Genomic DNA, 22728 nt, shown 5'->3' on the forward strand with positions numbered 1-22728 from the left:
GGTCTTCACCGGGTCTTCACCGGTTTCCGCATGATATCCCGGGTAAAGGCGATGGCACGCCGGCGGTAGTCCGTGGTGCTTATGGTGCAGGCTCAAGGAACGGCGAGTCGGTGGATGGAACCCGGGGGAGTTCCATCCCCGCCTCGCGTATAATATCTCTGCTCCGGGGGGCAGAGGGACAAATCAGAAAGGCTATCGAGTGGCGCGGTGAGAGTCTCCTATGGTATCGCTGAGCGCCGGCCGCTTCTCCGGGGTGATTCCGGGAGCGCTGGCAGGCGGCGGTGTCTTTCTTCTCGGCCGGTCGGGTCTCCTTCCGGACCCGGTGATGACGGTGGCGTTCCTCTTTTTCGGGGGTTTTGTCGCCGGTCTCTTCACCCGGGGAAGGGCCAGGGACGGGGCCGTTGCCGGCGCCGTCTGCGGGGTGCTCGTGGCGCTGATCGCAGCGACCCTCATGAGCCTGGCGGCGAGAGACCCCTCGTTCTTGTCAACCTTTGCGTTCTACCCCCTGATCTTCACGGGGCTCCTCCTCCCCTACAACGCCATCGGCGGAGCGGCGGGAAGTGCGGTGCGTAGCGCTCTCCGGAGAGACGGTGCCGCCGGGGAGCGGGGCGGGTGGCACGGGATCGCCGTCGGTACGGTCGTCATCGTCGGTTTGGCCCTCGTATCCGGTCTCCTCGGTCTGCTGGTCGTGGTGGCCGCTCCGCTTGCCGGCGGATTCACCGCGGGGTATGTCTCCGGGGGCAGGCCAAAAGATGGTCTAAAAGCCGGTTTTGTCACGGCACTCTTCGGGGCCGGCCTCCTCTTCTTCATCCCGCTGCTCTGGACCGCGTTGCACGATTTCGGGTTCGCCGACACGTTCGAGGGGATGGTCGCGATCGCCCTGGTCTACCTCTTCATCCTCTTCGGGACCGCCGGCGGGGTTGCCGGTGCGGCTGTTCGGGCGAGGTTTGGGGAAGAGCGGGGCAGGAATTTGAGATACCCTGAGGATTAGAGGGGGTCTTTTTTCACCCCCCGTAAAAGATGCTTGCTATCGCATAGAGGTCCATGTCCACCGTCTTGAGGTGCGCCACCGCCTCTTCGAGCGGGACCGCGACGATATCGTCTCCCCGGAGCGCGACCATCTTCCCGAAGTCCTTCTCCCTGACGAGGTTTGCCGCCGCCACCCCGAACCGGGTCGCGAGCACCCGGTCGTGCGCCGTCGGCGACCCGCCGCGCTGGACGTGCCCGAGCACCGTCACCCGCACCTCCATCCCGAGCCGCTCTTCGAGCTCGTCGCGCAGGTAGTTCCCGACGCCGCCGAGCGCCGCGTGGCCGAACTCGTCCGTCCGGGCGGACTGCGTGATCGCCTCCGCCATCCCCTTCGGCTGGGCGCCTTCGGCGACCACGACGATGCTGAACTTCTTTCCCCGCTCGTAGCGCGCCCGGAGGTGGCTGGCGACCTCGTCGAGGTCGAACGGGATCTCCGGGATGAGAATCGCGTCGGCTCCGCCCGCGATCCCGGCCACGGTCGCGATCCATCCGGCATTTCGGCCCATCACCTCCACCACCATGACCCGGTGGTGCGACTCCGCCGTGGTGTGGAGGCGGTCGATCGCCTCAGTGACGATAGAGACGGCGGTGTCGAACCCGAAGGTGTAGTCGGTCGCGGCGACGTCGTTGTCGATGGTCTTCGGGATCCCCACCACCGGGACGCCCATCTGCGAGAGTCTGTTTGCGACCCCGAGGGTATCCTCGCCGCCGATTGCAACAATCGCGTCGATCCCGAACTTTCTGATGTTGTCGCGCAGCCGCTGAACGTCCGCCTCATTCTTGAACGGGTTCGTCCGCGACGTCCCGAGGATCGTCCCGCCTTTCGGGAGGATCCCGGTCACCGAGTAATCGGTGAGCGGCTCGACGTTCCCTACCACGAGGCCGAGCCATCCGTCCCGGACTCCGATCGTGTCGAACCCGTGCTTTGCCCCCGTCCGCACGACCGCCCGGATCACCGCGTTCAGACCCGGGCAATCCCCTCCTCCCGTGAGAATGCCGACCGTCGTCATCCCGTCACCCTCTCCCTTCGCAGATCCTCACCGCCTCGTCCACATCCGCGTCGTCGAGGGTGATCGCCGATATCGCGTTGCAGAACCGGACCGCCTCTTCAAGCGGCCGCTGGTGTATGTTCCTGCCGGTCGCGTTCCCGACCGTGCCGCCGATATGGATCTGGTCGTGGAGGTGCTGCAGGAACTCCTCGGTGCCGACGTGCGACCCCCCCGCACAGACGACGCCGGTCCGGCCGGCGGCCGCCACCGCCTCCCGGAGCAGCGCGGCATCGAGAGACCCGCCCGCTTTCGGCGGGTTCACCTTTGCAAAATCGCTCCCGAGGGTCGCCGCGACGCCCGCCGCTCCCGCGACGAGATGCGGGTCGCGCTCGTCCTTGACCGCTTTGCCCCGGGGGTACATCCAGAGCACGGTGACGAGGCCGTTCTGGTGCGCGTGGTTGACGATCCGGGCAGCCTCCGAGAGCATCACCGGTTCGTACTCGCTCCCGAGGTAGACCGTGTAGCCGACGCCGAGGACGAGAAGCCCTGTCCGGTTCCTGAAGTCGACAACCTGCTGGACGCGGTGGAGTTCCGAACTATACGGGTCGCGCTGGGAGGTCGCGACAAGGTTGGTCTTGGAGTTGAGTTTGACGAGATAGGGCACGTCCCGATAATCCGTGCCGTACCGGGCAATCAACCCGAGTTGCGTCGCAAGCACCCCGATCCTCGCCCGGCTCGCGATCCGGAAGAGGTGTTCGGGATCGGCGTCGTCGGGATGGATGCCCTCACCAAAGAAATCGCTGTTGAGGTGCTCGATCTTCTGGTCCCCGGCAAAAAGCATCAGCCTCCCGGTGCCGTGCGTCATCTTCCGGTAGTTCTCCCGGTAGCGCTCCCGCTCCTCGGCGGGCACATCGAGAGGTATTCTGATATCCGGTGCAGGTGGCATACCCCTCTCTCCCCATCCCGCATACTTAAGTGTTGCTGGAATCCGGACCCGGGTTTACGTTCGCGGCCGGGAGTGCATTTGCGAACGTTTATTTCACTTTCCGTCAGACTCTTTCGTAGTTACTCGGCGCTGTTCTTTCGGTTGAACGCGGCGTCGTACCAAACTTAGGGATAGCCAATGGACGTTCTGTCAATCCTCATCGACTGGTTCCCATATCTTCTTTCGGGCATCGGCGCCACGCTCGGTCTTGTTCTGAGCGCCCTTGCCCTCGGGTTCGCTCTCGGGCTCCCTATGGCGCTCGGCCAGGTCTACGGCTCCCGCCCGGTGCGCTCCGTCATCGGGGTCTACGTCTGGTTCTTCCGGGGCCTTCCCATCCTCGTCCTGCTCTTTCTCTTCTGGTTCGGCATCTTCCCCGGGCTCGGGCTCGGTCATCTCCCGGCGTTCGTCGTCGGCGTTGTCGTGCTGGGCCTCCGGGGGGCGGCATACCAGTCCCAGATCTTCCGGGGTGCAATCCAATCCGTCGGGGAAGGACAGATGGTCGCGGCGCGGTCGCTCGGGATGAGCAGGCGTACCGCCATCCGATCCGTCGTTCTCCCCCAGGCGATGCGCATCGCTCTCCCGGGATGGTCCAATGAATACCCCAACATGCTGACCGACTCGGCGATCTGCTACGCCATCGGGGTTGTGGAACTGCTCACCATCACGACGAGGATCGTCACACTGACGTACATAACGATGCCGATCTACCTCGCTGCGGCGGGGATTTATATCATCCTGAATTACGGGGGCCTCAAACTGCTGCACGGGCTGGAGAAGCGGGTGGAAATCCCGGGATTCGGAGCCGGGACGGTGTAGAACATGAACAACGAGTATGTGCTGAAGGTCGAGGACGTTCACAAGTCCTTTGGGGATAAGGAGGTATTGCGGGGGGTCTCGTTCAATGTCCGGAGAGGCGAGACGAAGGTCTTCATCGGCCCCTCGGGGACGGGAAAGAGTACGCTTCTGCGGTGCATCAACCAGCTGACGATACCCGACCGCGGGAGGGTCTGGCTCGACGGAGAGGAGGTCACGAACTCGGGGGCCCGGATCAACTACTTCCGGCAGAAGATCGGGATGGTCTTCCAGAACTTCTTCCTCTTCGACCACCTCACCGCGCTCAAAAACGTCGAACTGGCGCTGCTCAAGGTCAAAGGCATGGGGAAAGCGGAGGCCCGCGAGAAGGCGCTCACCGAACTCCGGCAGGTGGGGATGGAAGAATGGGCCGACCACTACCCGGCGGAGCTCTCCGGCGGTCAGGCCCAGCGTGTCTCCATCGCCCGGGCGCTTGCCATGGACCCGGACGTCATCCTCTTCGACGAACCGACGTCCGCGCTCGATCCCGAATTGACCCGGGAGGTGCTGGAGGTCATGAAACGGCTGGCCCGTGAGGGGATGACGATGCTCGTCGTCACCCACGAGATGGGGTTCGCCTGCTCTGTGGCAAATGAGGTTCTTTTTATGGAGAACGGCGTGGTGGTCGAGCAGGGGTCGCCGGACCTGCTCCTGCACGACCCGCGGTACACCCGGATGAAGGACTTCATCGGCCGACTCGACACTTTCCGGGGAGACTGAAGAGACGCATGGACCAGGCAGTCTTCATCTTCGAGATCCTCTTCCCGGCGCTGATGCAGGGGCTGGTTGTAACCCTGCAGTTGATCGCGTGCTCCGCCCCGTTCGGCCTCGCGCTCGGGATCGGCGTTGCGGCGGGAAGGCAGTACGGCGGCCGCGTCATCTCCTGGCTCTGCAGGATGTATGTATTTCTCGTCAAGGGTACGCCGCTCCTTCTCCTCCTCTTCATCCTCTACTTCGGCCTCCCGACGATAGGAATAACCTTCACCGCGTTCACCGCATCGGTGATCGGTTTTATCCTCTGCAACGGGGCGTACAACGCCGAGTACGTCCGGGGTGCGCTCATGTCGATCAAGGACGGCCAGATGGTCGCCGCTCAGGCGCTCGGGATGACCCGGGCTCAGGCGATCACGAGCGTCGTCCTGCCGCAGGCGCTTCGCCGGGCGATACCGGGCCTCTCGAACGAGTTCATCTACCTGATCAAGTACTCGTCGCTTGCCTACATGCTCACGGTGATCGAACTCTCCGGAGCGGGAAAACTGGTAGCTACGGAATATTTCCTCTATACGGAGACTTTTGCGGCCGTCGGCATCGTCTATCTCGTCCTGGTGACGATCACGACCGTGGCGGTCCATATCCTCGAAAAGCGGGTGGCCGTCCCCGGGATGATCCGGGCCACGACCGCCGCACAGATGTAACTTTTTTTGAACGAATTCTGCACGAATTTCCCATGTCCCGGGCTTTTCAAAGGCCCGCCCCCGTCCTACCGCCGGTGCGTGTGCCGGTGGTGGATATCGGGCTGATGCGGGTGATCGTGGGCGAGTTCGGCATGGACGTGCCTATGCGAGTGCTCGCCGCTCGCCGAGAGCGGCGGGTCGCCGGCCGCGTGGGTGTGGTCGTGGTGGAGGTCGTCGTGCCGGTGGCGGTGCTCATGGACCGTCGCCGGGTGCCGGTGGGGGTGCGAATGCTCCTCGGTGATGAGCAGCCAGGCACCGAGGGCCATGACGGGCAGTGCGACGTAGAACACGCCCGCCGGACTCTCGGCAAAGAGTGCGAACGAGAAGAGGACGCCGAAGAACGGCGAGACGGCAAGGAGCGAACCCGCCCGGGCAGCGCCGATACCCCGGAGGGCGAGGAGGAAGAGGATGCTCGTCAGGCCGCCGTAGCTGAGAAACCCGACCACCATTGCGGCAGCAGCCGTGGCCGGGTCCGGGAGGTGCTCTCCGGCAGCGAGCGCGAGGAGGAGCGTGACGACGCCGGCCCCGATCCCTTTCACCGAGATGACCCGGAGGGGATCTTTTACCGAGAGTCGCTGCCCCAGGTTGTTGTCGACGGCCCAGAAGAGGCAGGTGAGCAGGATGCCGAGCGCCGAAAGGGAGAGGCCAAAACCACCCGTCGGGTCATGGGTGAGGATGACGCATGACACGGTGATGCACCCGAGTGCAACCCAGACACGGCTGCTCACCGATTCCTGGAAGATCGCCGCAGCGATAAGCGTCGTAGCCACGGCTTCGAAGTTCAGGAGGAGCGCCGCCGTCGCCGCCGGCGTCCCGGGGAGGCTGAAGATCAGGGTGACCGGCGCGAGAAGACCACCACAGACCGTCACACCGATGAGCCAGGGGATATCGCCTCTCTCAAGAGGCGCCTCCATGTGGCTCCGCCGGGCGCCCGTCGCCGCTCCGACGAGGGAGAAGAGCAGGGCGCCGGAACCACTCCCGAGCGAGACCAGCGCGGCGAGGGCGAGCGGGCCGGCCCCGTCGATGAGGAGTTTGGTGAACGGGGCGCTTCCCCCGATGAGGACTGCCGTCGCGAGGGCACAGAGGACGGGCGCACGGTAGTGCAACAGGGTGAACCTCACGCGGTCTCCGCTTGCGGGTTTGCGTGGGTACAGAAAAAGAACCTCCGAACTGGTTGAAGATCGTGAAAAGGGGGACAAAACGTCCCCGATCAGTTCAGGTTGTGCTTCGCTTTGAGTTCTTCCCAGTAGGGATCGGCCTGCAGTTCTGCAAGCGCCTCGTTCATGAACTCGAGGAGTGCGGTGTCCTCCTTCCGGACGGCGACGCCGAGATCCTCCTTTGTCTCAACGGACCCGATGATCTTCGCCGACTTTTCCCTGATGATGTCCTTTAACGAGACGTCGTCGTACATGACCGCATCGATCCTACCTATCGCAAGGTCGCTGACGGCGGCCGGCGTGTCGGGGTAACGCTTCAGGTTTTCTTTCGGCATCGTACCGTTCCGGACCAGGTTATCCTCGACCCAGGTTTCGGCAGTGCATCCCCGCTGCACCCCGATGACCACTTTTCCGGCAAGAATGTCGTCGATCGTCACGTTCGAGTCTTCACGAACCGCGACGTCCTGGTTGACCGTCCAGTAGGGATTGCTGAAGTTGACCGCTTCCAGTCTCTTTTGGGTTATCGACATCCCCGCGTAGACCATATCGATCTTCCCCGCCTGGAGGGTGGGGATGATGGCGTCCCAGTCAACGTCCGCGAACGTCACATTGATGCCGTGCTTTTCGGCGATCCACTTCATGGAATCGACATCGAACCCCTGGGGATTGCCGTCCTTGTCGATATAACTATAGGGGAAGTATGCCTCGTCGATACCGACGATGTAGGAGTCTTTCAATCCCGCTCCACCGGTCCGGTCGGTCGTGCCGGTACACCCTGCACCGGCGATTGTCAGCACCGCAACGATACAGACGAGCAGCGTAAGAATACCACGTGTTCTCATAGGGAAAAGGGTTAGTTAGATAAGTAAAATGAACCTTTTGATTTACGCCGCCGGAGAGCCGTTTTCCCGGAAACCGGGGATGATGACGTTTCTAGAGGCAGTAAACCACTATTTCTGCCGTGGGTCCTTTCGAAAGTCCCGTACGGTGGCGATTATTGCCCGGGAGAGCGACCGATACCGGCCAGCCGCTCCCCGCCGACGTACAGTCGATAGGTATTTATCACACCCTGACCATCGGGGGTCGCCTCCCGGAAGGGAGCGCGGGATACGGTGGTGAGAACGTATGAAAGGCATAAAAGAATCAGCCATGAGCGGGATGTCAAAAGTCGCCGGGGCCATACGGGAACTTGACCCGCAGATCGTCGAGGACAGCACCTCCGGGATCAACTTCCCCGCCTCGAAAAACGACCTCATCTCCCGGGCAAAGGAGAGTCAGGCACCCCCTGCCGTCCTCGATGCATTGAACCAGTTTGGAGACCGGCAGTACAAAGACCCTGCAGACATAAAATCCGAGTTCCAGAGGGTCCAGCAGAAATAATCCTTCTTTTAGCGGCGGGTACCCTCTCCGGAACCTGCCGGACCCCGCCAAGTTATATCTGATCCCGTGTGTACTGGCATGACATGCTCATCGTCGGACACCGTGGCGCGAGGGCACTCGCGCCGGAGAACACCCTGCGTGCCCTGCAAAGAGGGATGGCGTGTGCCGATCTCGTCGAGGTCGACCTGCGCCTTACCCGGGACGGCATCCCGGTTGCAATCCACGACGCAACCGTTAATCGGACGACGGACGGGGTCGGACCGGTCAAAGGCTACACCATCGAAGATTTAAAGGAACTGGATGCAGGCGAAGGCGAGACCATCCCGACGCTCCAGGAGGTCCTCGACCTCATCCGCAACGATTCAGGGCTCATCGTGGAGATCAAGGAGCCCGGGACCGAGGAGATTATCGTCTCGGCGATCCTGGACCGGATACCGGAACGGCTCATTCTGGTCTCGTCTCATCCCGGGAGCGTTGCGATGGCAAAGAAACTCCTCCCCGGCGTACAGGCGGGCCTCATCTACTTGGGAGAGGGCGGCGACTCGATAGAACTCGCCCGCTCGGTGAAGGCAGACCTCATCCTCCCGAGGTGGAACCTGGTCGTGCGCGAGGTGATTGATCGGGCGCACAACGCCGGGCTGCTTGTCGTCCCCTGGACGCTGAACACGGAAGACTCCTTTGGAGAGGCGGTCCGGCTCGGCGTCGATGGGTTTGCCAGCGACGACCCCTGCGCCGCACGGCGCTATCTTGAAGGAAGGGCCCGGGAGAGCCCGTCCCCGGCAGGGTAACGGACGGTCAGACGAGCGTCCCCGGCAGGTGCTTGAGGAGCCACGCCTTCACCTCGACATCCAGACCCTCCACCTCTTCATCGAGGGTATGGCCCGCTCCTTCGTAGATGACCAGCCGTTTAGGTTCACGGGCACGCCGGTAGATCTCCTCCGAGGACCGGGGGGAGACGACCGTATCGGCATCCCCGTGAAGGAGGAGGAGCGCCGCATCACCGGGCGGTCCGGCGACCGGCCCGGTCGCGGCGACGGCGACGGCGACGGCGACGGCGACGACCGCCCGAACCGCCGGGTCGCCCGCCGCCTGGATCGCCACCGCTCCCCCGAACGAGTACCCGACGAGCCCGATGGCTGAGATGCCCTGACTCTTGAGAAAATTCATACCGAGGACAGTATCGACGACCGACTCCACGAGGCTGGTCGGACTCCGGCAATGCACCCGGACCGTGCTGATCCTGTCGTTTCGGAGGTCCTGCGCCAGCCGCGGATAGAGGCCGCGTGCAGGGGTATCGAACTCGCCGCCGGCCCCTCCAACCATAACGACACCGTTCCGGGCTTCCTTTGCCGCGTAATAATGGCAGACGGTCGTCCCCCGGTCCGTCTCGATCTCGACGAGATCGTAGACCTCGCCGATCTGCGGTATCCTTTTGACGTTCTTCGGGTGCACCTCGACACTCGTTTTGTCCGCATTTATCTCAATCGCAACCGTTCCGAGCATGGGAGGGAGGTGGATATCGTGCTATTTGTCCTTTGCGGCGGGTCCCGCACGGACGCCGTTATGACGCCAATCGCGGGCGTCAGGGGATCCACGTTATCCGGGGCTCCCGTCGTTCCCGTTTCGGCTGCAGAGGAGCAGGGTAGCCGAAGATCAGCGGCGCCACAATTTGGTGGTCGTCCGGGACCTCCAACGCCGCAAGGAACTCCGGGTTCTCCTGGATGAGAGCTGCAGAGCCGATCCAGCAACTGCCGATGCCGAGCGCCCAGGCGGCAAGCATCATATTCTCTGCACAGAGTGCACAGTCAAGGATACTTGAGGCGACCCCCCGGTCCCCGAGTACCAGGACCAGCACCGGGGCGTTGTAGAAAATGTTGAACTCCGGAGTCGTGAGCGCCGCAAGGAACTCCTCCGTCCCGGGGCGTGCCTCCTCGCCGATCCTCCCCGCGAGGAGCGGTTTGCAGTAGTCCGACATCCTCCGCATCAGGCCCCGGTCCCTCACGACCACAAACTGCCAGGGCTGAAGACCAAGAGCAGTCGGGGCCTGGACACCCGCAGCGATGATCGCCCGGATGGCCTCGTCCGGGAGATCGCGGTCGGTGTAGTTCTTGACGCTTCGGCGCTCCCGGATCACGGAGAGGATCTCGACCGGTTCAATATCCTTCAACATGGGCCTTCATTGGAGGCCTGCCGGTATTTATGCCTGTGGGGCAGGACTCTTCCTATTTTCCTTGCCGGATGGAGAAGCCGTCGAACTCCCCGGAGTGCTCCTCCCGGGTTGCCTGCAGGTCATCGACCCGTGCCGCGGCCGGACCCCGGCGGCAGAACTCGACCATCCGCTCAACCGACTCCCGGTCCCCCTCAAAGACAGCCTCCACACGGCCGTCGGGGAGGTTCCTTACCCAGCCGGTGACCCCCAGATCCCGGGCCTCGTCCTCCACAGCCCATCGGAACCCGACGCCCTGTACCTTTCCACTGACCGTCACGTGCATTCGCACCGCCATATACAGAGTTCAATAGCGGAAGGTCTTATCAACTCCGGTCACCGGAACCGGTTCTTCCGCCCGGACCGATGGCCGGGTTCGAACCACCGGGGGCAGGAATGCTGTAAAATCCCCACTGAATCATCGGCAAACCGGATGACAACCTTTTTTGCTCCCCTGGAGCACAACCACTACGGCGACTGCACTTTGGCGCCGGTGGGACATGACGGACTCGCATCACAATGGGATATCCTACGATACCGAGGTGCTCAACGCTTTCGGCGACGGTCTTCTCGCGGTAGGCAACGACCGAAAGGTTCTCTGGTACAACCCGGCTCTCCTTCGAATATTTGATATCCAGCAAGAAAATGTTCTCGAGACGGACGTACGCTCGTTTTTTACCCGTCACCTTCTGCCGGCCGTCGAGGATGAGGCCTCCGCACGCCTGCTCCGGGAGGCCCTGGAGACCGACGCGGACATGCCCCCTATCTTTTGCCGTGTCCGGACACCCGGCGGCACCTGGCGCTGGCTCTCGATCTCGGACCTTCCGGTCCCGGCCTCCATCGGTCACCGGCTCCTCAGGGTCCGGGACGTCACCGCAGAACGTGACGCGTACCACTTCAAGACCGCGCTTGACGGGTCGCCGATGGTCGTCTTTGTGCAGGATGAAAACCTCCGCTACACCTGGTCGTACAACCAGCAACTGGGTGCCACGGATGCATCCATCATCGGTATGCGGGACGAGGAAGCCTTTCCCGGCAACGCCGCTCTTCTTACCGCGCTCAAACGTCGGGTCCTTGAAGCGGGAGAGACCGTTCGAGCGGCGGTGCCGTTCTCCGTCGCAGACGGATCTCGTGTTCGGGACCTGACGCTGAAGCCGCTCCGGAATGCAGAGGGGAACATTTTCGGCCTTGCCGGGACGGCCTTTGATGTGACCGAACGGAACCGGGTGGAAGAGGCGCTCCGGGAGAAGACGGAGAAATTGAAGAAACGGATGGACGAACTCCAGTGTCTGTACACCGTCGCACACCTTGTTGAGGTGCCGGGAATGACGCTTGTCCGGCTCCTGCAGGCGGTTGCCGACACCCTCCCCTCGGGCTGGCAGTACCCGGACGATACGGCAGTGCTGATCCGGGTCGACGGGCGGGAGTTCCGGCGGGGCGACCCGGATGCGACGCCCTGGAAACAGGAGAGCCCGATCATCGTTCACGGTACGCGGGTCGGTGAGGTTGAGGTCCGGTACCTCCACGAGAGACCGGAGGCGGCTGAAGGACCGTTCCTGCCGGAAGAGCGGATGTTGCTTGACGCCGTCGCGGAGCGGCTCGGTCGTATCATCGAACGGCTGCGGACAGAGACGGCGCTCCAGGAGAGCGAGGAGCAGTTCCGCGGCATTGCCCAGCGGAGTTTCGATCTCATCGTTACGTCGTACCTCGACGACGGGATGAACTATATCTCGCCAGCGATGAAGCGCATCCTCGGCTACTCGCCCGGGGAGATGATCGGGACGGAATGGGAGGATTACCTCCTCCCTTCAAGCCGTCCGGTCTGGGAGGAGGGGCGCCGGAAGGTGCTCCGGGGTGAGCTGGTCGAAGGGCTCCAGGTATGGGGCAGGCGAAAGAACGGAGAGACTGCCATACTGGAACTGAACGTGTCGCCGATCATCGAGCAGAAGAAGATCGTGGGGTTTCAGGCCATCGGCAGGGACATCTCCGAGCGAATCCTCTACGAGCGGCTCCGGCAGCAGGCGTTCGATATGACCGAGCGCAACATCGCGCAGTTCGCTATTCTTGCCGACCACGTCCGCCACCCACTCCAGGTGATCATGGGGGTTGCGGACCTGCTCGACGACGAAGAGTCCGCGGAAAAACTCCGGGAGCAGGTCAGGAGGATCAACGCGCGGGTCCTCGAGCTCGACCGCGAGTGGATGGAGTCCCGGCAAATCCGGGAGTTCCTGAAGCGATACGAACTCTAATAACGAAACCGCTTCCCCTGATGGAGGGGGCGGTGCATCGTCGGCATGGCCTCACGAATGGCGGCAAGCGTCCCGGGAAGCAGGGTGCCTTTCTTCCCGACGACATCCGCCGGCCGGATGACGGCGGGGTATGCGGTCAGGGCGTAACTCTCGGTGAAGAGGTCGAGCCCGCCCCGGGCGAAATCATCGAGCGAGAGGGGGATCGAGATCCCGTCGGTGGACGGGCTGCTCGATACCGGGCAGATGACGAGGTTTCCGCTCTCTTCTGCAGTCACGACCACCACCGGGCGCACCTTCCCTTCGCCGGTACCGCCGATGCGTACGGAGGCCAGAACGACGTCGCCGCCGTTGTAACGTCCCATCGCATACAGGTAGACCTGCGGGAACCATAAGAGGATACGGTTGCATGCAGGTGAGCCGGGTAGATAAGCGAGGATAAAGGAGGATACGACCCCTCCGATGCGCTGGTATGGTGCCGCTCTCTTTCCCTATACCCGGAGCAGTCGGGCGTTGATTGCGACGATCACGGTGCTTGCGCTCATCAGCACCGCCCCGGCCGCGGGAGTGAGAACGATACCGGCGCCGGAGAGCACGCCGGCGGCAAGCGGAATGGCGACGGCGTTGTAGCCGGTCGCCCAGAGGAGGTTCTCGACCATCTTTCGGTAGGTCTTCCGCGCAAGTTCGACGATCGTCACTGCATCCCGGGGATCGTTCCTCACGAGGACGATATCGGCGCTCTCCACGGCTACATCGGTCCCCGCCCCGATTGCAATCCCGAGGTCGGCCTGCACGAGTGCGGGTGCGTCGTTGACCCCATCGCCCACCATCGCCACCCGGTAGCGCTCCTGCACCTCCCGGACCTTCTCGGCCTTCTCGTGGGGGAGAACCCCGGCGAAGAACTCGTCGATGCCCAGTTCCCCCGCCACCCATGCCACGACGTCGTGGTTGTCGCCGGAGAGCATCATGCACCGGATGCCCATCTCTTTGAGCCGACGGACCGCCTCCGCCGACTCCGGCCGGATGGTATCGGCGAGCGCGAGCGCCCCGACGAGCCGGTTGTCTTCGAGCAGGAAGACGACGGTCTTGCCCTGCTGCTGGAGCGGTTCGATCCGTCCGTTATCGACTGCTATGCCCTGCTCTGCAAGGTAGCCGGGGCCGACTACTTGAACAATGCGACCACCGACCGTTCCCTCGACCCCGACTCCCGGGATAGCCCGGAAGCCCTCCACCGGAAGCGTTGAAAGCTCCTGTTTCTCCGCGCTCCGGACCACTCCCCGGGCGATCGGGTGTTCGGAGTGCGTCTCCACCGATGCCGCCGCACCGAGTACGTCGTCCTCTGCCGCGCCGTCGAAGGTGAGAACATCCGTGACCCCGAACCTCCCCTCCGTCAGGGTCCCGGTCTTGTCGAAAAGAACTGCCTGGAGGTCATGCGCACGTTCGAATGCGTTTCGGTCCCGGATCAGGAACCCCGATTGGGCGGCAAGGGCCGTTGAGACCGCGATCACGAGCGGGACGGCGAGGCCGAGCGCGTGGGGACAGGCGATGACCATCACGGTCGCGGCCCGCTCCACCGCAAACCCTGTACCTTCTCCGAGGGCGAGCCATACCGTGAACGTCACCGCACCGACCGCGAGCGCAATTGCCACCAGGAAGAACGCCGCCCGATCGGCGAGGTCCTGGGCCCGGGACCGGCTTTCCTGCGTCTTTCGTACGAGGTCGATCACCCGGGCAAGGTAGGTCTCCGCACCCATCCTCCGGACCTCGACGACGACCGAGCCCTCACCGTTGATCGCCCCGCCGATGACTTCACTGCCGGGACGCTTCCCGACCGGCCTTGACTCACCGGTGAGCATCGCCTCGTTGACGCTCGTTGCTCCTTCAATCACCACGCCGTCCACGGGCACCTTCTCCCCGGGACGGACGAGGACCCGGTCGCCCGGCATAAGCCGGTCCACGGGCACGTCCTCGGTCCCGCCGTCCCGGATCCGGTGCGCCTCCGATGGCATGACCCTGACCAGTTCTTCGAGCGCCCGGGACGCCCCGAGGACCGAACGCATCTCCACCCAGTGCCCGAGAAGCATGATATCGATCAGGGTGGCGAGTTCCCAGAAAAAGCCCTCTGTGCCGACGATACCGAAAACGACCGCCGAACTGTAGACATAGGCGACGGTGATCGCGACGGCGATGAGCGTCATCATGCCGGGCGTCCGCGCCCGGAGTTCGCGAACGATGCCGGTAAGAAACGGCCAGCCGCCGTAGAAGTACACCAGGGTCGCAAGAGCAAAGAGGAGATAGTCCGAGCCCGGGAACACGATGGTGACCCCGAGGAGCGCCTGGACCGGCGCTGAGAGCAGGAGGATCGGGACGGTGAGCAGGGTCGAGACGATAAACCGCCGCCGGAAGTCCTCGATGGCGTGATGGTGGGCGTCCGCACGGTGCATTTCGTGGTCGTGGTCCATCTCAGTCCCTCCGCCGCTTCCGGTAATCCACGTTGTCGGTCTCGCCCTGCACGTAACGCTGCCTGTACATCTCCCTCACCCGTGTCACCCGTATCCACTCACGGCGGGAGGCAGGCTGCAGGAGACGTAAACCTATCGGTTACCCGTGGAGAAGCCGGAGGCGGCCGTACCTGGCCGTTCTCATAAGGAAGGTCGGCGGGACCTGCTGAACAGCCCCGTATGGCGGGGGAAATGGACAGATTTATATATTCCGGGAAAGAGCATACTGTCCGTGCTCGTATAAAATCACCAACAGGGATTATAGAAACTTCAGAATATCCCTAATATGGTCCGGATTCGCTTGAGATGTGTGGGAATAGAGTATTCCCTGTGAAAATGGAATTCCTCCAAGGATAAAGGAAGGTGGTCCCGGCTGATACACAGGTTCACACGCGCGGATGGCGATCTCCCCGCGCTCGCCGCCATCCTCGACGTGCTCGACGAGGGGCTGCTCGTCGTCGGCCCCGACAACCGGGTAGCCTGTGTCAACGGGTATCTCCGGCACATCCTCGGCATCGATCGGAAAGAATTTTCCGGAGCCGAGGCGGATGAGTTCATCCGCCGGAACCTGGTGCCCCGGATCGCTGAAGAGCCGTGCAGGGCGGCGATCATGGAGTCGCTCTCCGGCCGTTCACCGGCTGCCGATGTCCTGTGTACGTTGCGATCGCCCGACGGCGGGGAAAACAGGGTCCGCTGGTCGTGCAGGGTTGTCGATGAGGGACTGTTTCGGGGCGTGCGGGTCATCCGCCTGCTGTCCGAACCCGCCGCTCCCCGGGAAGCGCCACTCCTCGGAACCTCCGGGTGGAGAGGGATTGATGATATTCTGCGGCAGAACGAAGGGTGGTATCGGTTTCTTATCGAGAACCTGAACGAAGGCATCGGGCTGATTGATAGAGAGGGCGCTCTGGTCTTTGCCAACCAGAGATTGGCCGATATCACCGGTTGCCCGGTCGCCGAACTGGTCGGGCTGCCGGCCACTCTCTTCGTCGATGAAAGAGGTGCCGGGTGTCTGGGAGAGTACCTGCAAAACCCGGATAAGAGTTCCCATGAAGTCTATGAGGTCGATCTGATCCAGAGAGCCGGTGCCCGCGTCCATACGCTGATAACAACCGCCCCGATCATCGATGCCGGCGGCACCTGCCGTGGATTTCTCGCCGGGATCCAGGACGTCACCCTCTTGAAGCAGATGGAAATGAAACTCCGGGAGAGCGAGGAGAAATACCGCTCGCTTGTCGAACTTTCCGCCGAAGCGATCCTGATCCACCGCGGCGGGAGGATCGCCTACATCAACCCCGCCTGCATGCGGCTTCTCGGCGCGTCACACGCCGGGGAGATTATCGGGAAGGCAGTCCTTGATGTCGTCCATCCGGAAGCCCGGGATGCTGTCCGGTCGTTCGGTCTGCGCAACCTCCGGGGAGAGGTTACGCCGCTCGTCGAACTGCTGGTTGTCCGGCTTGACGGGAGGACGGTTCCCGTCGAAGGAAGGGGCACACGGATGCTCTTTGAGGGCAGGCCCGCGGTCCAGGTCGTTATGCGGGACGTCACCCACCAGAAGCAGGTGAAGGAGCGGCTGGAGGCACGAAACCGCCATCTCCTGCTGCTGAACAGGATCATCGGCACCTCGGCGTCGGCCCGAACGCCCGCGGAGTTGATGGAGACGGCGCTCAGCCAGACGATCGACCTCCTCGGCTATGATTGCGGTGCGATCTACCATCTTGATGCCGTCAACCGCGGAGAGGCAGCGCTCCAGTACCAGCAGAACATGCCGGATGCCTGCCTGAAGCGAGCGGAAAGCATCTTTGCGGAGTCATGTGCCGGGAGTCTCGCCGCCGGTCTTCCGCACTACCTTGAGCATGATCGGCACCGGAGCACCTCAACCTCCCGTCTCCTCCGGGAACTCGGCCTTGCTGCACTTGCCTGTATCCCGCTTATCGTCGAGTCCGATGCCGTCGGAGCGCTCCTTATCGGGAGCCTGGACCGGGAAACGTTCTCGTCCGAAGAGCGCGGGCTCCTCGAAGCGGTCAGCCGGGAGATCGGGGCCGGCATCCTCCCGGGGAATGCTTTATCAGAGGCTTGAGACGGCGAACCAGGAGGCAAACCTCTACCTCGATATCCTCACCCACGATATCCGGAACGCCGACAACATCGCCAGCATCTACGCCGACCTGCTTATCGATGAACTCGATGGAGAACCGGCCCGGCACGCCCGGAAATTGAAAGGCGGGATCAAAAAAAGCATCGAGATCACCGCAAACGTCGCCACCATCCGCAAGATCCACGAGAACCAGGCCGGGCTTGCGCCCTGCGACCTCGATAAGATTGTCCGGGACGAGATCGCCCACTATCCCGACCTCTGCATTCATTACACCGGACTGTCGGTGCAGGTCCTCGGCGACGACCTCCTGCCCGAAGTCTTCACGAACCTGCTCGGCAACACCGTAAAGCACGGCGGGCCGGGTGTCGAGGTCACGGTGACGGTTGAGGACCGGGACGAAGAGACCGTTGTCGTCACCATCGCCGATAGCGGACCCGGAGTCCCGGACGACATGAAGGAGACGATCTTTTTCCGGTTCGAGCGGGAAGGCGGCAGAAGAGGAAGCCAGGGCCTCGGCCTCTCGATCTGCCGGCTGCTTACCGCACGCTACGGCGGGAGGATCTGGGCCGAGGACCGTGTCCCCGGGCGCCCGGAAGAGGGGGCGGCGTTTCGGTTCACCCTCCTGAAGGCCAGAGAGGGCAGGAACGCCTGAGCCTCCTTCGAAGTCGCCTCCGGCGGAGGCGGGTGTTGTCCGGGACCCCGAAGACGGCGATGTCCCGCCTCCGGTTGCTCTGTGATTGTCCGGCAGGGCGAGCGTCTTCCTACGTATATGAGGCTTTGGCTATGTCCATATAGGTAGTTTGGGCGCACACCTCTGCCTGCTTTCCCCGTGACGCTTCCGGAAACAATACCGGGGCAGAAGGCCGCCCATTCACCGAGCAGAACACTTATGAAGACATCACCCCAAGTGATCGGAAAGACTACCCGTCCACGGCATACCTGAGTACCGGCCAGCATACCGGTTACCCTGCCCACTTTCCCGAAGCAGGACTGAAACGATGTCTCCGCCTACAACGCCCCCGGACAAATCGGAAGGCCCCGATCGGTCTGCCATCGCAGACGATGCCACGGACCGGCAGAGAGCGCAGGAGGAGACGCTCCGGGATCAGAAAACCGACCAGGACCGTCGGATACGGGAACTCACGACACTCTATGCCATCAGCGGCATCGCAGAACGGCCCGGGATATCGATTGACGAGGTCCTCACGGAGGTTGCCGCCATCCTTCCCGCCGGATGGCCCAACCCGGAGGATGTCGTCGCCCGGGTAGTAGTCGACGGCCGGGAATACCGGTCGGCCGGGTTTACCGAGACGCCCTGGCGACAGGAGAGCCCGCTTACCATCCACGGCCGGGTTGCCGGAAGGGTGGAGGTATGCCATCGTCACGGACAGCCCCGGGAGGACGAGATACCGCTCCTCGCCAACGGACGCCACCTGCTCGACGCCGTCGCCGGGAGGCTCGGCCGTATCATCGATCAGATACAGGCGGACGAGGCCCTCGGAAGAAGCGAGGAGAGATACCGCCTCCTCTTTGAACAGATGCTCGAAAGTTACACCCTCTATGAGGTTGTCCGTGATGACGACGGGAGTCCCGTCGACTACCGTCTTGTCGAGTTGAACGAGAAGGCGGCCGAAGTCTTCGGCCGCGGCCGGGAGGAACTGATCGGGCGGCGGCTCTTCACCATCTTCCCGGCGATCGCGGAGGGCGCCCGCGCCCTCTACGGGGAGGTCTCGGAGACCGGTATTCCGGCGCAGCGGCGGCTGCAGGAGCCCAGGACCGGGAGATGGTATGACCTGCACATCTTCCGCCCGCAGGAGGGGCGACTGGTCGTCACGGGGCAGGACATCACCGAGCAGAAGAAGGTTGAACTCGCCCTCCAGAAGAGCGAGGAACGGTTCCGGGGGATCTTTGAGCAGGCGGGGACCGGGATCGCTCTCATCGACCCGACGGGGAGAATCACGGAGGTAAATCCGGCGTTTCTCTGTATGTTCGGCTACGGCGAGGGTGAACTGAAATCCGTACGGTTCCAGGACCTGGTCTACCCGTCCGACAGGAAGGAGACCTCCCGGGAGAAACGTTACGTGACGAAGGACGGCAGGATCATCTGGGGGCGCCTGACTACATCCCCGCTCCACGACTCCGGAAAACAGGGGCTCGTTATCGCGATGGTGGACGACATCACCGAGCGCCGGGAGATGCAGACCGCTCTCGCGGAGAGCGAGGAGCGGTTTCGTAAGATCGCCCAGCGGAGTTTTGATATGATCTACACCTGCTACACCGACCGCGGGATCACCTACATCTCTCCAGCCGTAACGCGGATTCTCGGCTACACGCCCGATGAGATGATCGGCGAGCAGTGCAGCGACTACGTCCTTAAAAAGACCCGCCCGGACTGGCAGGAGGCCCGGAAACGGGTTGCCCGGGGCGAGTCCGTCGAGGGGCTTCTCGTTGAGCTCCGCCGGAAGGACGGAACGGTCGCGGTCGTCGAGATGAACGAATCGCCGATCATCGAGGACGATGCAGTGGTCGGCGTGCAGACCGTCGGCCGGGACGTTTCGGAGCGGAAATGCTATGAGGATATGCGAAAGCAGGCGTTCGAGCAGATCGAGCAGAACATCGAGCAGTTTGCCGTCCTCGCGGACCACATTCGTCTGCCCCTGCAGGTGATCCTCGGCATGGCCGACCTGATCGGCGACGGAGCAGCGCCGGAAAAGATCCGCGAGCAGGTGGAGCGGATCAACGGGATCGTCAGGCAACTCGATGAGGGCTGGGTTGAATCGCGCGAGATCCGGGAGTTCTTGCGGAGAAACGAACTGGTGTAACGTTTTCCTCCGGAGGACGGTTATCTGGAGCACAGGACGGACAGACTCTCCTTTAAATCATCAGGGATCGAGAACCCCGGTGTCTCTATGCCGTTTTCCATGTATAGTGCCGGTTTACCCCATAGTTCCAGGCAAACGCGAGAAAGATCCCCACAAGGTTTGCGATAAGATAGTAGATCCCGAAAAAATCCGCGAGGAGATAGAGGACACTCATATTGATGACGAGTCCGCCCATCGAGACCGCCTGGAACGACCCGAACCTCTGGATCTTCCGCTCGAGCCTGAGGTCTCCGGCAGCCCCGAACGTCCAGAGGTCGTCCCAGATGAAGTTGTTCACGATGGAGAGTTCGATTGCGATTGCTGCAGAGATGAGGTAATAGAGACCGGCAACCCCGGTCAGGACGTAAAGGAGTCCCATGTTGACGAAGATCCCGGAGAGCCCGACGAGACCGAACCGGAGGATTCTTGTCCATTCCGTCCAGGCCGGCCCGGCCCGGCGCGCGACCGAGAAGAGGACGATGCCGGCGCATTGCCGGAGGTAATCCGTCATCGTGTCGGCCCGCAGTTTGCTCTCTCCCTCCTCGCGGTCCTTGAAGACGAACGGGACCTCGACGAACGAGCGCCAACGGCCCTTGCCGAGGACTTCCATCAGGATCTTGTAGCCCCGGGGCGAAAGGGGGGCGCCGAAGACGACCTCGCGCCGCACGGCAAAGAACCCGCTCACGGGGTCGGTGACCTCCGGAAAGAGGAGACGACCGAGTGCTGTGGCCCCGAACGATATGACCCTCCGCGCAAGCGGCCACTCTGCGATCTCCCCGCCCTTCATGTACCGGCTCCCGATGGCGATATCCGCACCGTTGCGTATCGCCTCGTAGAAGCGGGGGATGAGTTCCGGCGGATGTGAGAAGTCGGCGTCGATGACCTGCAGGACCCCCGAACGCGCCTTCCCGAACCCTTCGACGACCGACCGGGAGAGTCCGTGGTCCTCTCTCCGGACGATCAGCCGTACGTTCCCGCTCCGGCCGGCGATATCCTGCACGATTCCGATCGTGCGGTCCGTTGAAGAGTCGTCCACCACCAGGACCTCGCCGCGGATGCCGTTTTTCGAGAACACTTCGTCAATCGCTTCGATGATCGCGGCGATATTCTCCTCCTCATTGAAGGTCGGGATGATCACCGAGAGGTCGTAGGTTTCGGCCATCGAGTCCTCCGTCTAGGCCGATGTGAAGAGGTAGATCTCCGTATGCTGTCCGGCAAACTCCGTGTTCTCTTTGAGCCAGTCCACCGCGTCCCCGGTTGGGTCTGCGGCGAAGATATCGGGAGTCACGATATAGAACACCTGTTTTCCGGGGTGCCGGTCACGGATAGCCGCGAGGTCCGCCCCGGTCGTTGCCCCGACTTCGAGGGTCCGGTCGGTCGCGTTGCTGTAGTAGTAGTCGAGCGGTTGCACAATATAGGGCGGCAGCACGACGACCAGATCGCCCTCCTCCGTCATCTTGCCGAGTTCTGCGGAGAAACTCCGCCAGTCGTCCTTCTGGGGCGTCGTGTAGTAGGTCGAGAGAAATGGGAGGCTGATGGCCGCTGCCGCTATCACGACGAGGTAGACCGCACGTCGGTCCCGGACGAGGGCGTAGAGCGCGGGGTACGCCGACGCGATCCCGACGAAGTAGACCGGGAGGAGATAGATGAGGTAACGCGGGACCATCGGCATCCTCGAAGAGAGAACGAGGCTTGCCGCCAGCGGGAGGACCATCATGAAGATGAGGAGGAGCGCGCCGTTCTGGTCCTCACGCCAGGTGTACGCGACGCCGAGCAGGAAGAGGAGGAGGAAAGGTATCAGGATGAGGTCACTGAACCCCGATATCTGGAGAAATGTCTGATAGACGACATCGAACCCCTGCACGCCGAACGTCGGGGCGGCCGAGGTCCTGACAAGGAAGAGATTGACCGTGACGACGAGCAGAGGGAGGCTTGCGGCGGCGAAGACGATGATTGAGAGGAGCGGGTGCCCTGCGTTTCGGATGTTGCTCCGGATAGCGCCGGCGCGGGTGACGAGGGCGTGGAGGATGAGGACGGCGACCGGTACGATGGCGTAGAAGTGCATCCAGAAAGCGACCGCGGAGAAGACCCCGAAGAGGACCCAGGAGCGGGTCTCGTCCGACCGGCCCGCGCGGATGTAGATGAACAGCGCGAGGGAGAAGAAGAAGAGCATCGGGGCGTATGCCCGTGCCTCCTGGGAGTAGAAGAGGTGGAAGGGCGAGAACGTGAGGAAGGCGGCGGCGATGAGCCCGACGTTTCTGTCCCGGAACTCCTTTCCGATGAGGTAGACAACCGGGATCGTCAGAACGCCGAGGAGCGCGGGGAGGAGACGGAGCACGAACTCGCTCTCCCCGAAGAGGAGCATTCCGTGCTCCAGCCAGTAGAAAAACGGCGGATTGAACTCGCCGCCGGCTGTGCTCTCCCAGATGCCGATGAGCGATTGCCGGGCAAATCCCAGGGTCGAGGCCTCGTCGAGCCAGAGGGAGTTCCCGCCGAGGTCGTAGAACCGGAGGAGAAAACCGACGGTCGCGAGGCCGATGAGAACCAGCAGGTATCTGCTGTTTTTGACGGACGCAACGATTGCATCGAGGGCGGACGCACCCGAGTGTGCTGGTGCGGGAATGCTGGCATCGAGGTCCCTCCCGTCATCATACATACGGGCCTCGCGTTCGCTGAAGGCATGTAAATCTTTTCCCTGTCATCCGGGAAATTGTGGGTGACGGACGTCAGGTATACGCCGTACAGGACCCCGACACCGTGACGGGGTCTCTCTCACTCTCACTACACCGTTGCGGATGGCCGGCCTCGAAAGGAACGTTATTCTCTTTTTACGGACGGCCGTTTCAAATGCCGAATAGATATATTACCTAACTGTCCCGCTTTGGGCTATAAAATGCAACACACACATATTCTAAGGATAAAATATTTCTTCAACGATTTGAGAATAAAAGCATAAATATCCCCTTGCATAAC

General features: G+C 62.6%; 21 protein-coding genes. 10 read left to right on the forward strand and 11 right to left on the reverse strand.

Features of this window, described 5'->3' with window-relative positions:
- The first annotated feature begins 220 nt into the window (after positions 1-220).
- Positions 221-991: a DUF5518 domain-containing protein gene (locus BRA42_RS06795; RefSeq protein WP_292406534.1), complete on the forward strand. Its 771-nt coding sequence runs from the start codon at positions 221-223 to the stop codon at positions 989-991.
- A 13-nt stretch (positions 992-1004) separates the two neighbouring features.
- On the opposite strand, the gene BRA42_RS06800 is transcribed toward BRA42_RS06795, so the two are convergent.
- Both BRA42_RS06800 and BRA42_RS06805 read right to left on the reverse strand, forming a co-directional pair.
- Positions 1005-2039, reverse strand: a complete 1035-nt coding sequence (locus BRA42_RS06800) for an ATP-dependent 6-phosphofructokinase (protein ID WP_342770358.1) — start codon at positions 2037-2039, stop codon at positions 1005-1007.
- Positions 2040-2043: 4 nt separating this feature from the next.
- Positions 2044-2964, reverse strand: coding sequence for an aldolase (locus BRA42_RS06805; protein WP_292406540.1), 921 nt, complete (start codon positions 2962-2964; stop codon positions 2044-2046).
- A 177-nt stretch (positions 2965-3141) separates the two neighbouring features.
- Here BRA42_RS06805 and BRA42_RS06810 point away from each other — a divergent pair, with 177 nt between their 5' ends.
- Genes BRA42_RS06810 through BRA42_RS06820 form a run of 3 tightly spaced genes read left to right on the forward strand, consistent with a single transcriptional unit; the run spans position 3142 to position 5270 of the window.
- A complete protein-coding gene (locus BRA42_RS06810) occupies positions 3142-3819 on the forward strand; it encodes an amino acid ABC transporter permease (protein ID WP_292406542.1) in 678 nt (225 codons plus the stop codon).
- Between the two features lie 3 nt (positions 3820-3822).
- Complete coding sequence (locus BRA42_RS06815) at positions 3823-4575, forward strand: amino acid ABC transporter ATP-binding protein (protein WP_342686075.1); 753 nt, start codon at positions 3823-3825, stop codon at positions 4573-4575.
- 8 nt (positions 4576-4583) lie between these two features.
- On the forward strand, positions 4584-5270 hold the full coding sequence (locus tag BRA42_RS06820) for an amino acid ABC transporter permease (RefSeq protein ID WP_342770359.1): 687 nt from the start codon (positions 4584-4586) through the stop codon (positions 5268-5270).
- 65 nt (positions 5271-5335) lie between these two features.
- Here the strand turns inward: BRA42_RS06820 and BRA42_RS06825 are convergent, their stop codons facing one another.
- Together BRA42_RS06825 and BRA42_RS06830 are read right to left on the reverse strand one after the other, a co-directional pair.
- On the reverse strand, positions 5336-6430 hold the full coding sequence (locus tag BRA42_RS06825) for a DMT family transporter (RefSeq protein ID WP_292406551.1): 1095 nt from the start codon (positions 6428-6430) through the stop codon (positions 5336-5338).
- An 89-nt stretch (positions 6431-6519) separates the two neighbouring features.
- Positions 6520-7308, reverse strand: coding sequence for an ABC transporter substrate-binding protein (locus BRA42_RS06830; RefSeq protein ID WP_292406554.1), 789 nt, complete (start codon positions 7306-7308; stop codon positions 6520-6522).
- A 283-nt stretch (positions 7309-7591) separates the two neighbouring features.
- On the opposite strand from BRA42_RS06830, the gene BRA42_RS06835 reads away from it, so the two are divergent.
- Positions 7592-7846 carry a DUF2795 domain-containing protein gene (locus tag BRA42_RS06835; RefSeq protein WP_292406557.1) on the forward strand — a complete coding sequence of 85 codons (255 nt, stop codon included), beginning with the start codon at positions 7592-7594 and terminating at the stop codon, positions 7844-7846.
- A gap of 83 nt (positions 7847-7929) precedes the next feature.
- Positions 7930-8634, forward strand: a complete 705-nt coding sequence (locus tag BRA42_RS06840) for a glycerophosphodiester phosphodiesterase (protein WP_342770360.1) — start codon at positions 7930-7932, stop codon at positions 8632-8634.
- Between the two features lie 7 nt (positions 8635-8641).
- Here BRA42_RS06840 and BRA42_RS06845 read toward each other — a convergent pair whose 3' ends face one another.
- From BRA42_RS06845 to BRA42_RS06855, 3 genes are all read right to left on the reverse strand, one after another.
- Complete coding sequence (locus BRA42_RS06845) at positions 8642-9349, reverse strand: alpha/beta hydrolase family protein (RefSeq protein WP_342771681.1); 708 nt, start codon at positions 9347-9349, stop codon at positions 8642-8644.
- Between the two features lie 79 nt (positions 9350-9428).
- Positions 9429-10016, reverse strand: coding sequence for a nitroreductase family protein (locus tag BRA42_RS06850; protein ID WP_292406567.1), 588 nt, complete (start codon positions 10014-10016; stop codon positions 9429-9431).
- A 52-nt stretch (positions 10017-10068) separates the two neighbouring features.
- Positions 10069-10350 carry an acylphosphatase gene (locus BRA42_RS06855; protein ID WP_292406568.1) on the reverse strand — a complete coding sequence of 94 codons (282 nt, stop codon included), beginning with the start codon at positions 10348-10350 and terminating at the stop codon, positions 10069-10071.
- Positions 10351-10552: 202 nt separating this feature from the next.
- Here BRA42_RS06855 and BRA42_RS06860 point away from each other — a divergent pair, with 202 nt between their 5' ends.
- Positions 10553-12301 (forward strand): PAS domain-containing protein, encoded by a 1749-nt coding sequence (locus BRA42_RS06860; protein ID WP_292406571.1) that lies wholly within the window; start codon positions 10553-10555, stop codon positions 12299-12301.
- On the opposite strand, the gene BRA42_RS06865 is transcribed toward BRA42_RS06860, so the two are convergent.
- Both BRA42_RS06865 and BRA42_RS06870 read right to left on the reverse strand, forming a co-directional pair.
- Entirely contained in the window at positions 12298-12663 is a 366-nt protein-coding gene (locus tag BRA42_RS06865; protein WP_292406574.1) for a type II toxin-antitoxin system PemK/MazF family toxin, read from the reverse strand. The two genes, BRA42_RS06860 and BRA42_RS06865, sit on opposite strands and share 4 nt — an antisense overlap.
- Before the next feature lie 126 nt (positions 12664-12789).
- Complete coding sequence (locus tag BRA42_RS06870) at positions 12790-14760, reverse strand: copper-translocating P-type ATPase (RefSeq protein WP_292406577.1); 1971 nt, start codon at positions 14758-14760, stop codon at positions 12790-12792.
- A 472-nt stretch (positions 14761-15232) separates the two neighbouring features.
- Between BRA42_RS06870 and BRA42_RS06875 the strand changes: the two genes are divergently transcribed.
- From BRA42_RS06875 to BRA42_RS06885, 3 genes are all read left to right on the forward strand, one after another.
- Positions 15233-16876, forward strand: coding sequence for a PAS domain S-box protein (locus tag BRA42_RS06875; protein WP_342770361.1), 1644 nt, complete (start codon positions 15233-15235; stop codon positions 16874-16876).
- Positions 16857-17546 (forward strand): HAMP domain-containing sensor histidine kinase, encoded by a 690-nt coding sequence (locus tag BRA42_RS06880; protein ID WP_342770362.1) that lies wholly within the window; start codon positions 16857-16859, stop codon positions 17544-17546. The genes BRA42_RS06875 and BRA42_RS06880 overlap by 20 nt, the downstream gene beginning before the upstream one ends.
- 346 nt (positions 17547-17892) lie before the next feature.
- Positions 17893-19716, forward strand: coding sequence for a PAS domain S-box protein (locus BRA42_RS06885; protein ID WP_292406583.1), 1824 nt, complete (start codon positions 17893-17895; stop codon positions 19714-19716).
- A gap of 85 nt (positions 19717-19801) precedes the next feature.
- Here the strand turns inward: BRA42_RS06885 and BRA42_RS06890 are convergent, their stop codons facing one another.
- Together BRA42_RS06890 and BRA42_RS06895 are read right to left on the reverse strand one after the other, a co-directional pair.
- Positions 19802-20917: a glycosyltransferase family 2 protein gene (locus BRA42_RS06890; protein ID WP_342686076.1), complete on the reverse strand. Its 1116-nt coding sequence runs from the start codon at positions 20915-20917 to the stop codon at positions 19802-19804.
- A gap of 12 nt (positions 20918-20929) precedes the next feature.
- Entirely contained in the window at positions 20930-22411 is a 1482-nt protein-coding gene (locus BRA42_RS06895) for a glycosyltransferase family 39 protein (protein ID WP_342770363.1), read from the reverse strand.
- Between the last annotated feature and the right edge of the window lie 317 nt (positions 22412-22728).

Origin of the sequence: Methanoculleus sp. UBA374 (assembly GCA_002508705.1) — an archaeon.
GTDB classification, from domain to species: domain Archaea; phylum Halobacteriota; class Methanomicrobia; order Methanomicrobiales; family Methanoculleaceae; genus Methanoculleus; species Methanoculleus palmolei.

Bases quoted from the DNA above. Each gene is read 5' to 3' on its own strand.
- BRA42_RS06795 (WP_292406534.1), top strand. From the start codon at position 221: ATGGTATCGCTGAGCGCCGGCCGCTTCTCCGGGGTGATTCCGGGAGCG.
- BRA42_RS06800 (WP_342770358.1), bottom strand. From the start codon at position 2,039: ATGACGACGGTCGGCATTCTCACGGGAGGAGGGGATTGCCCGGGTCTG.
- BRA42_RS06805 (WP_292406540.1), bottom strand. From the start codon at position 2,964: ATGCCACCTGCACCGGATATCAGAATACCTCTCGATGTGCCCGCCGAG.
- BRA42_RS06810 (WP_292406542.1), top strand. From the start codon at position 3,142: ATGGACGTTCTGTCAATCCTCATCGACTGGTTCCCATATCTTCTTTCG.
- BRA42_RS06815 (WP_342686075.1), top strand. From the start codon at position 3,823: ATGAACAACGAGTATGTGCTGAAGGTCGAGGACGTTCACAAGTCCTTT.
- BRA42_RS06820 (WP_342770359.1), top strand. From the start codon at position 4,584: ATGGACCAGGCAGTCTTCATCTTCGAGATCCTCTTCCCGGCGCTGATG.
- BRA42_RS06830 (WP_292406554.1), bottom strand. From the start codon at position 7,308: ATGAGAACACGTGGTATTCTTACGCTGCTCGTCTGTATCGTTGCGGTG.
- BRA42_RS06835 (WP_292406557.1), top strand. From the start codon at position 7,592: ATGAAAGGCATAAAAGAATCAGCCATGAGCGGGATGTCAAAAGTCGCC.
- BRA42_RS06840 (WP_342770360.1), top strand. From the start codon at position 7,930: ATGCTCATCGTCGGACACCGTGGCGCGAGGGCACTCGCGCCGGAGAAC.
- BRA42_RS06845 (WP_342771681.1), bottom strand. From the start codon at position 9,349: ATGCTCGGAACGGTTGCGATTGAGATAAATGCGGACAAAACGAGTGTC.
- BRA42_RS06850 (WP_292406567.1), bottom strand. From the start codon at position 10,016: ATGTTGAAGGATATTGAACCGGTCGAGATCCTCTCCGTGATCCGGGAG.
- BRA42_RS06855 (WP_292406568.1), bottom strand. From the start codon at position 10,350: ATGGCGGTGCGAATGCACGTGACGGTCAGTGGAAAGGTACAGGGCGTC.
- BRA42_RS06860 (WP_292406571.1), top strand. From the start codon at position 10,553: ATGACGGACTCGCATCACAATGGGATATCCTACGATACCGAGGTGCTC.
- BRA42_RS06865 (WP_292406574.1), bottom strand. From the start codon at position 12,663: ATGGGACGTTACAACGGCGGCGACGTCGTTCTGGCCTCCGTACGCATC.
- BRA42_RS06870 (WP_292406577.1), bottom strand. From the start codon at position 14,760: ATGGACCACGACCACGAAATGCACCGTGCGGACGCCCACCATCACGCC.
- BRA42_RS06880 (WP_342770362.1), top strand. From the start codon at position 16,857: ATGCTTTATCAGAGGCTTGAGACGGCGAACCAGGAGGCAAACCTCTAC.
- BRA42_RS06885 (WP_292406583.1), top strand. From the start codon at position 17,893: ATGTCTCCGCCTACAACGCCCCCGGACAAATCGGAAGGCCCCGATCGG.
- BRA42_RS06890 (WP_342686076.1), bottom strand. From the start codon at position 20,917: ATGGCCGAAACCTACGACCTCTCGGTGATCATCCCGACCTTCAATGAG.
- BRA42_RS06895 (WP_342770363.1), bottom strand. From the start codon at position 22,411: ATGTATGATGACGGGAGGGACCTCGATGCCAGCATTCCCGCACCAGCA.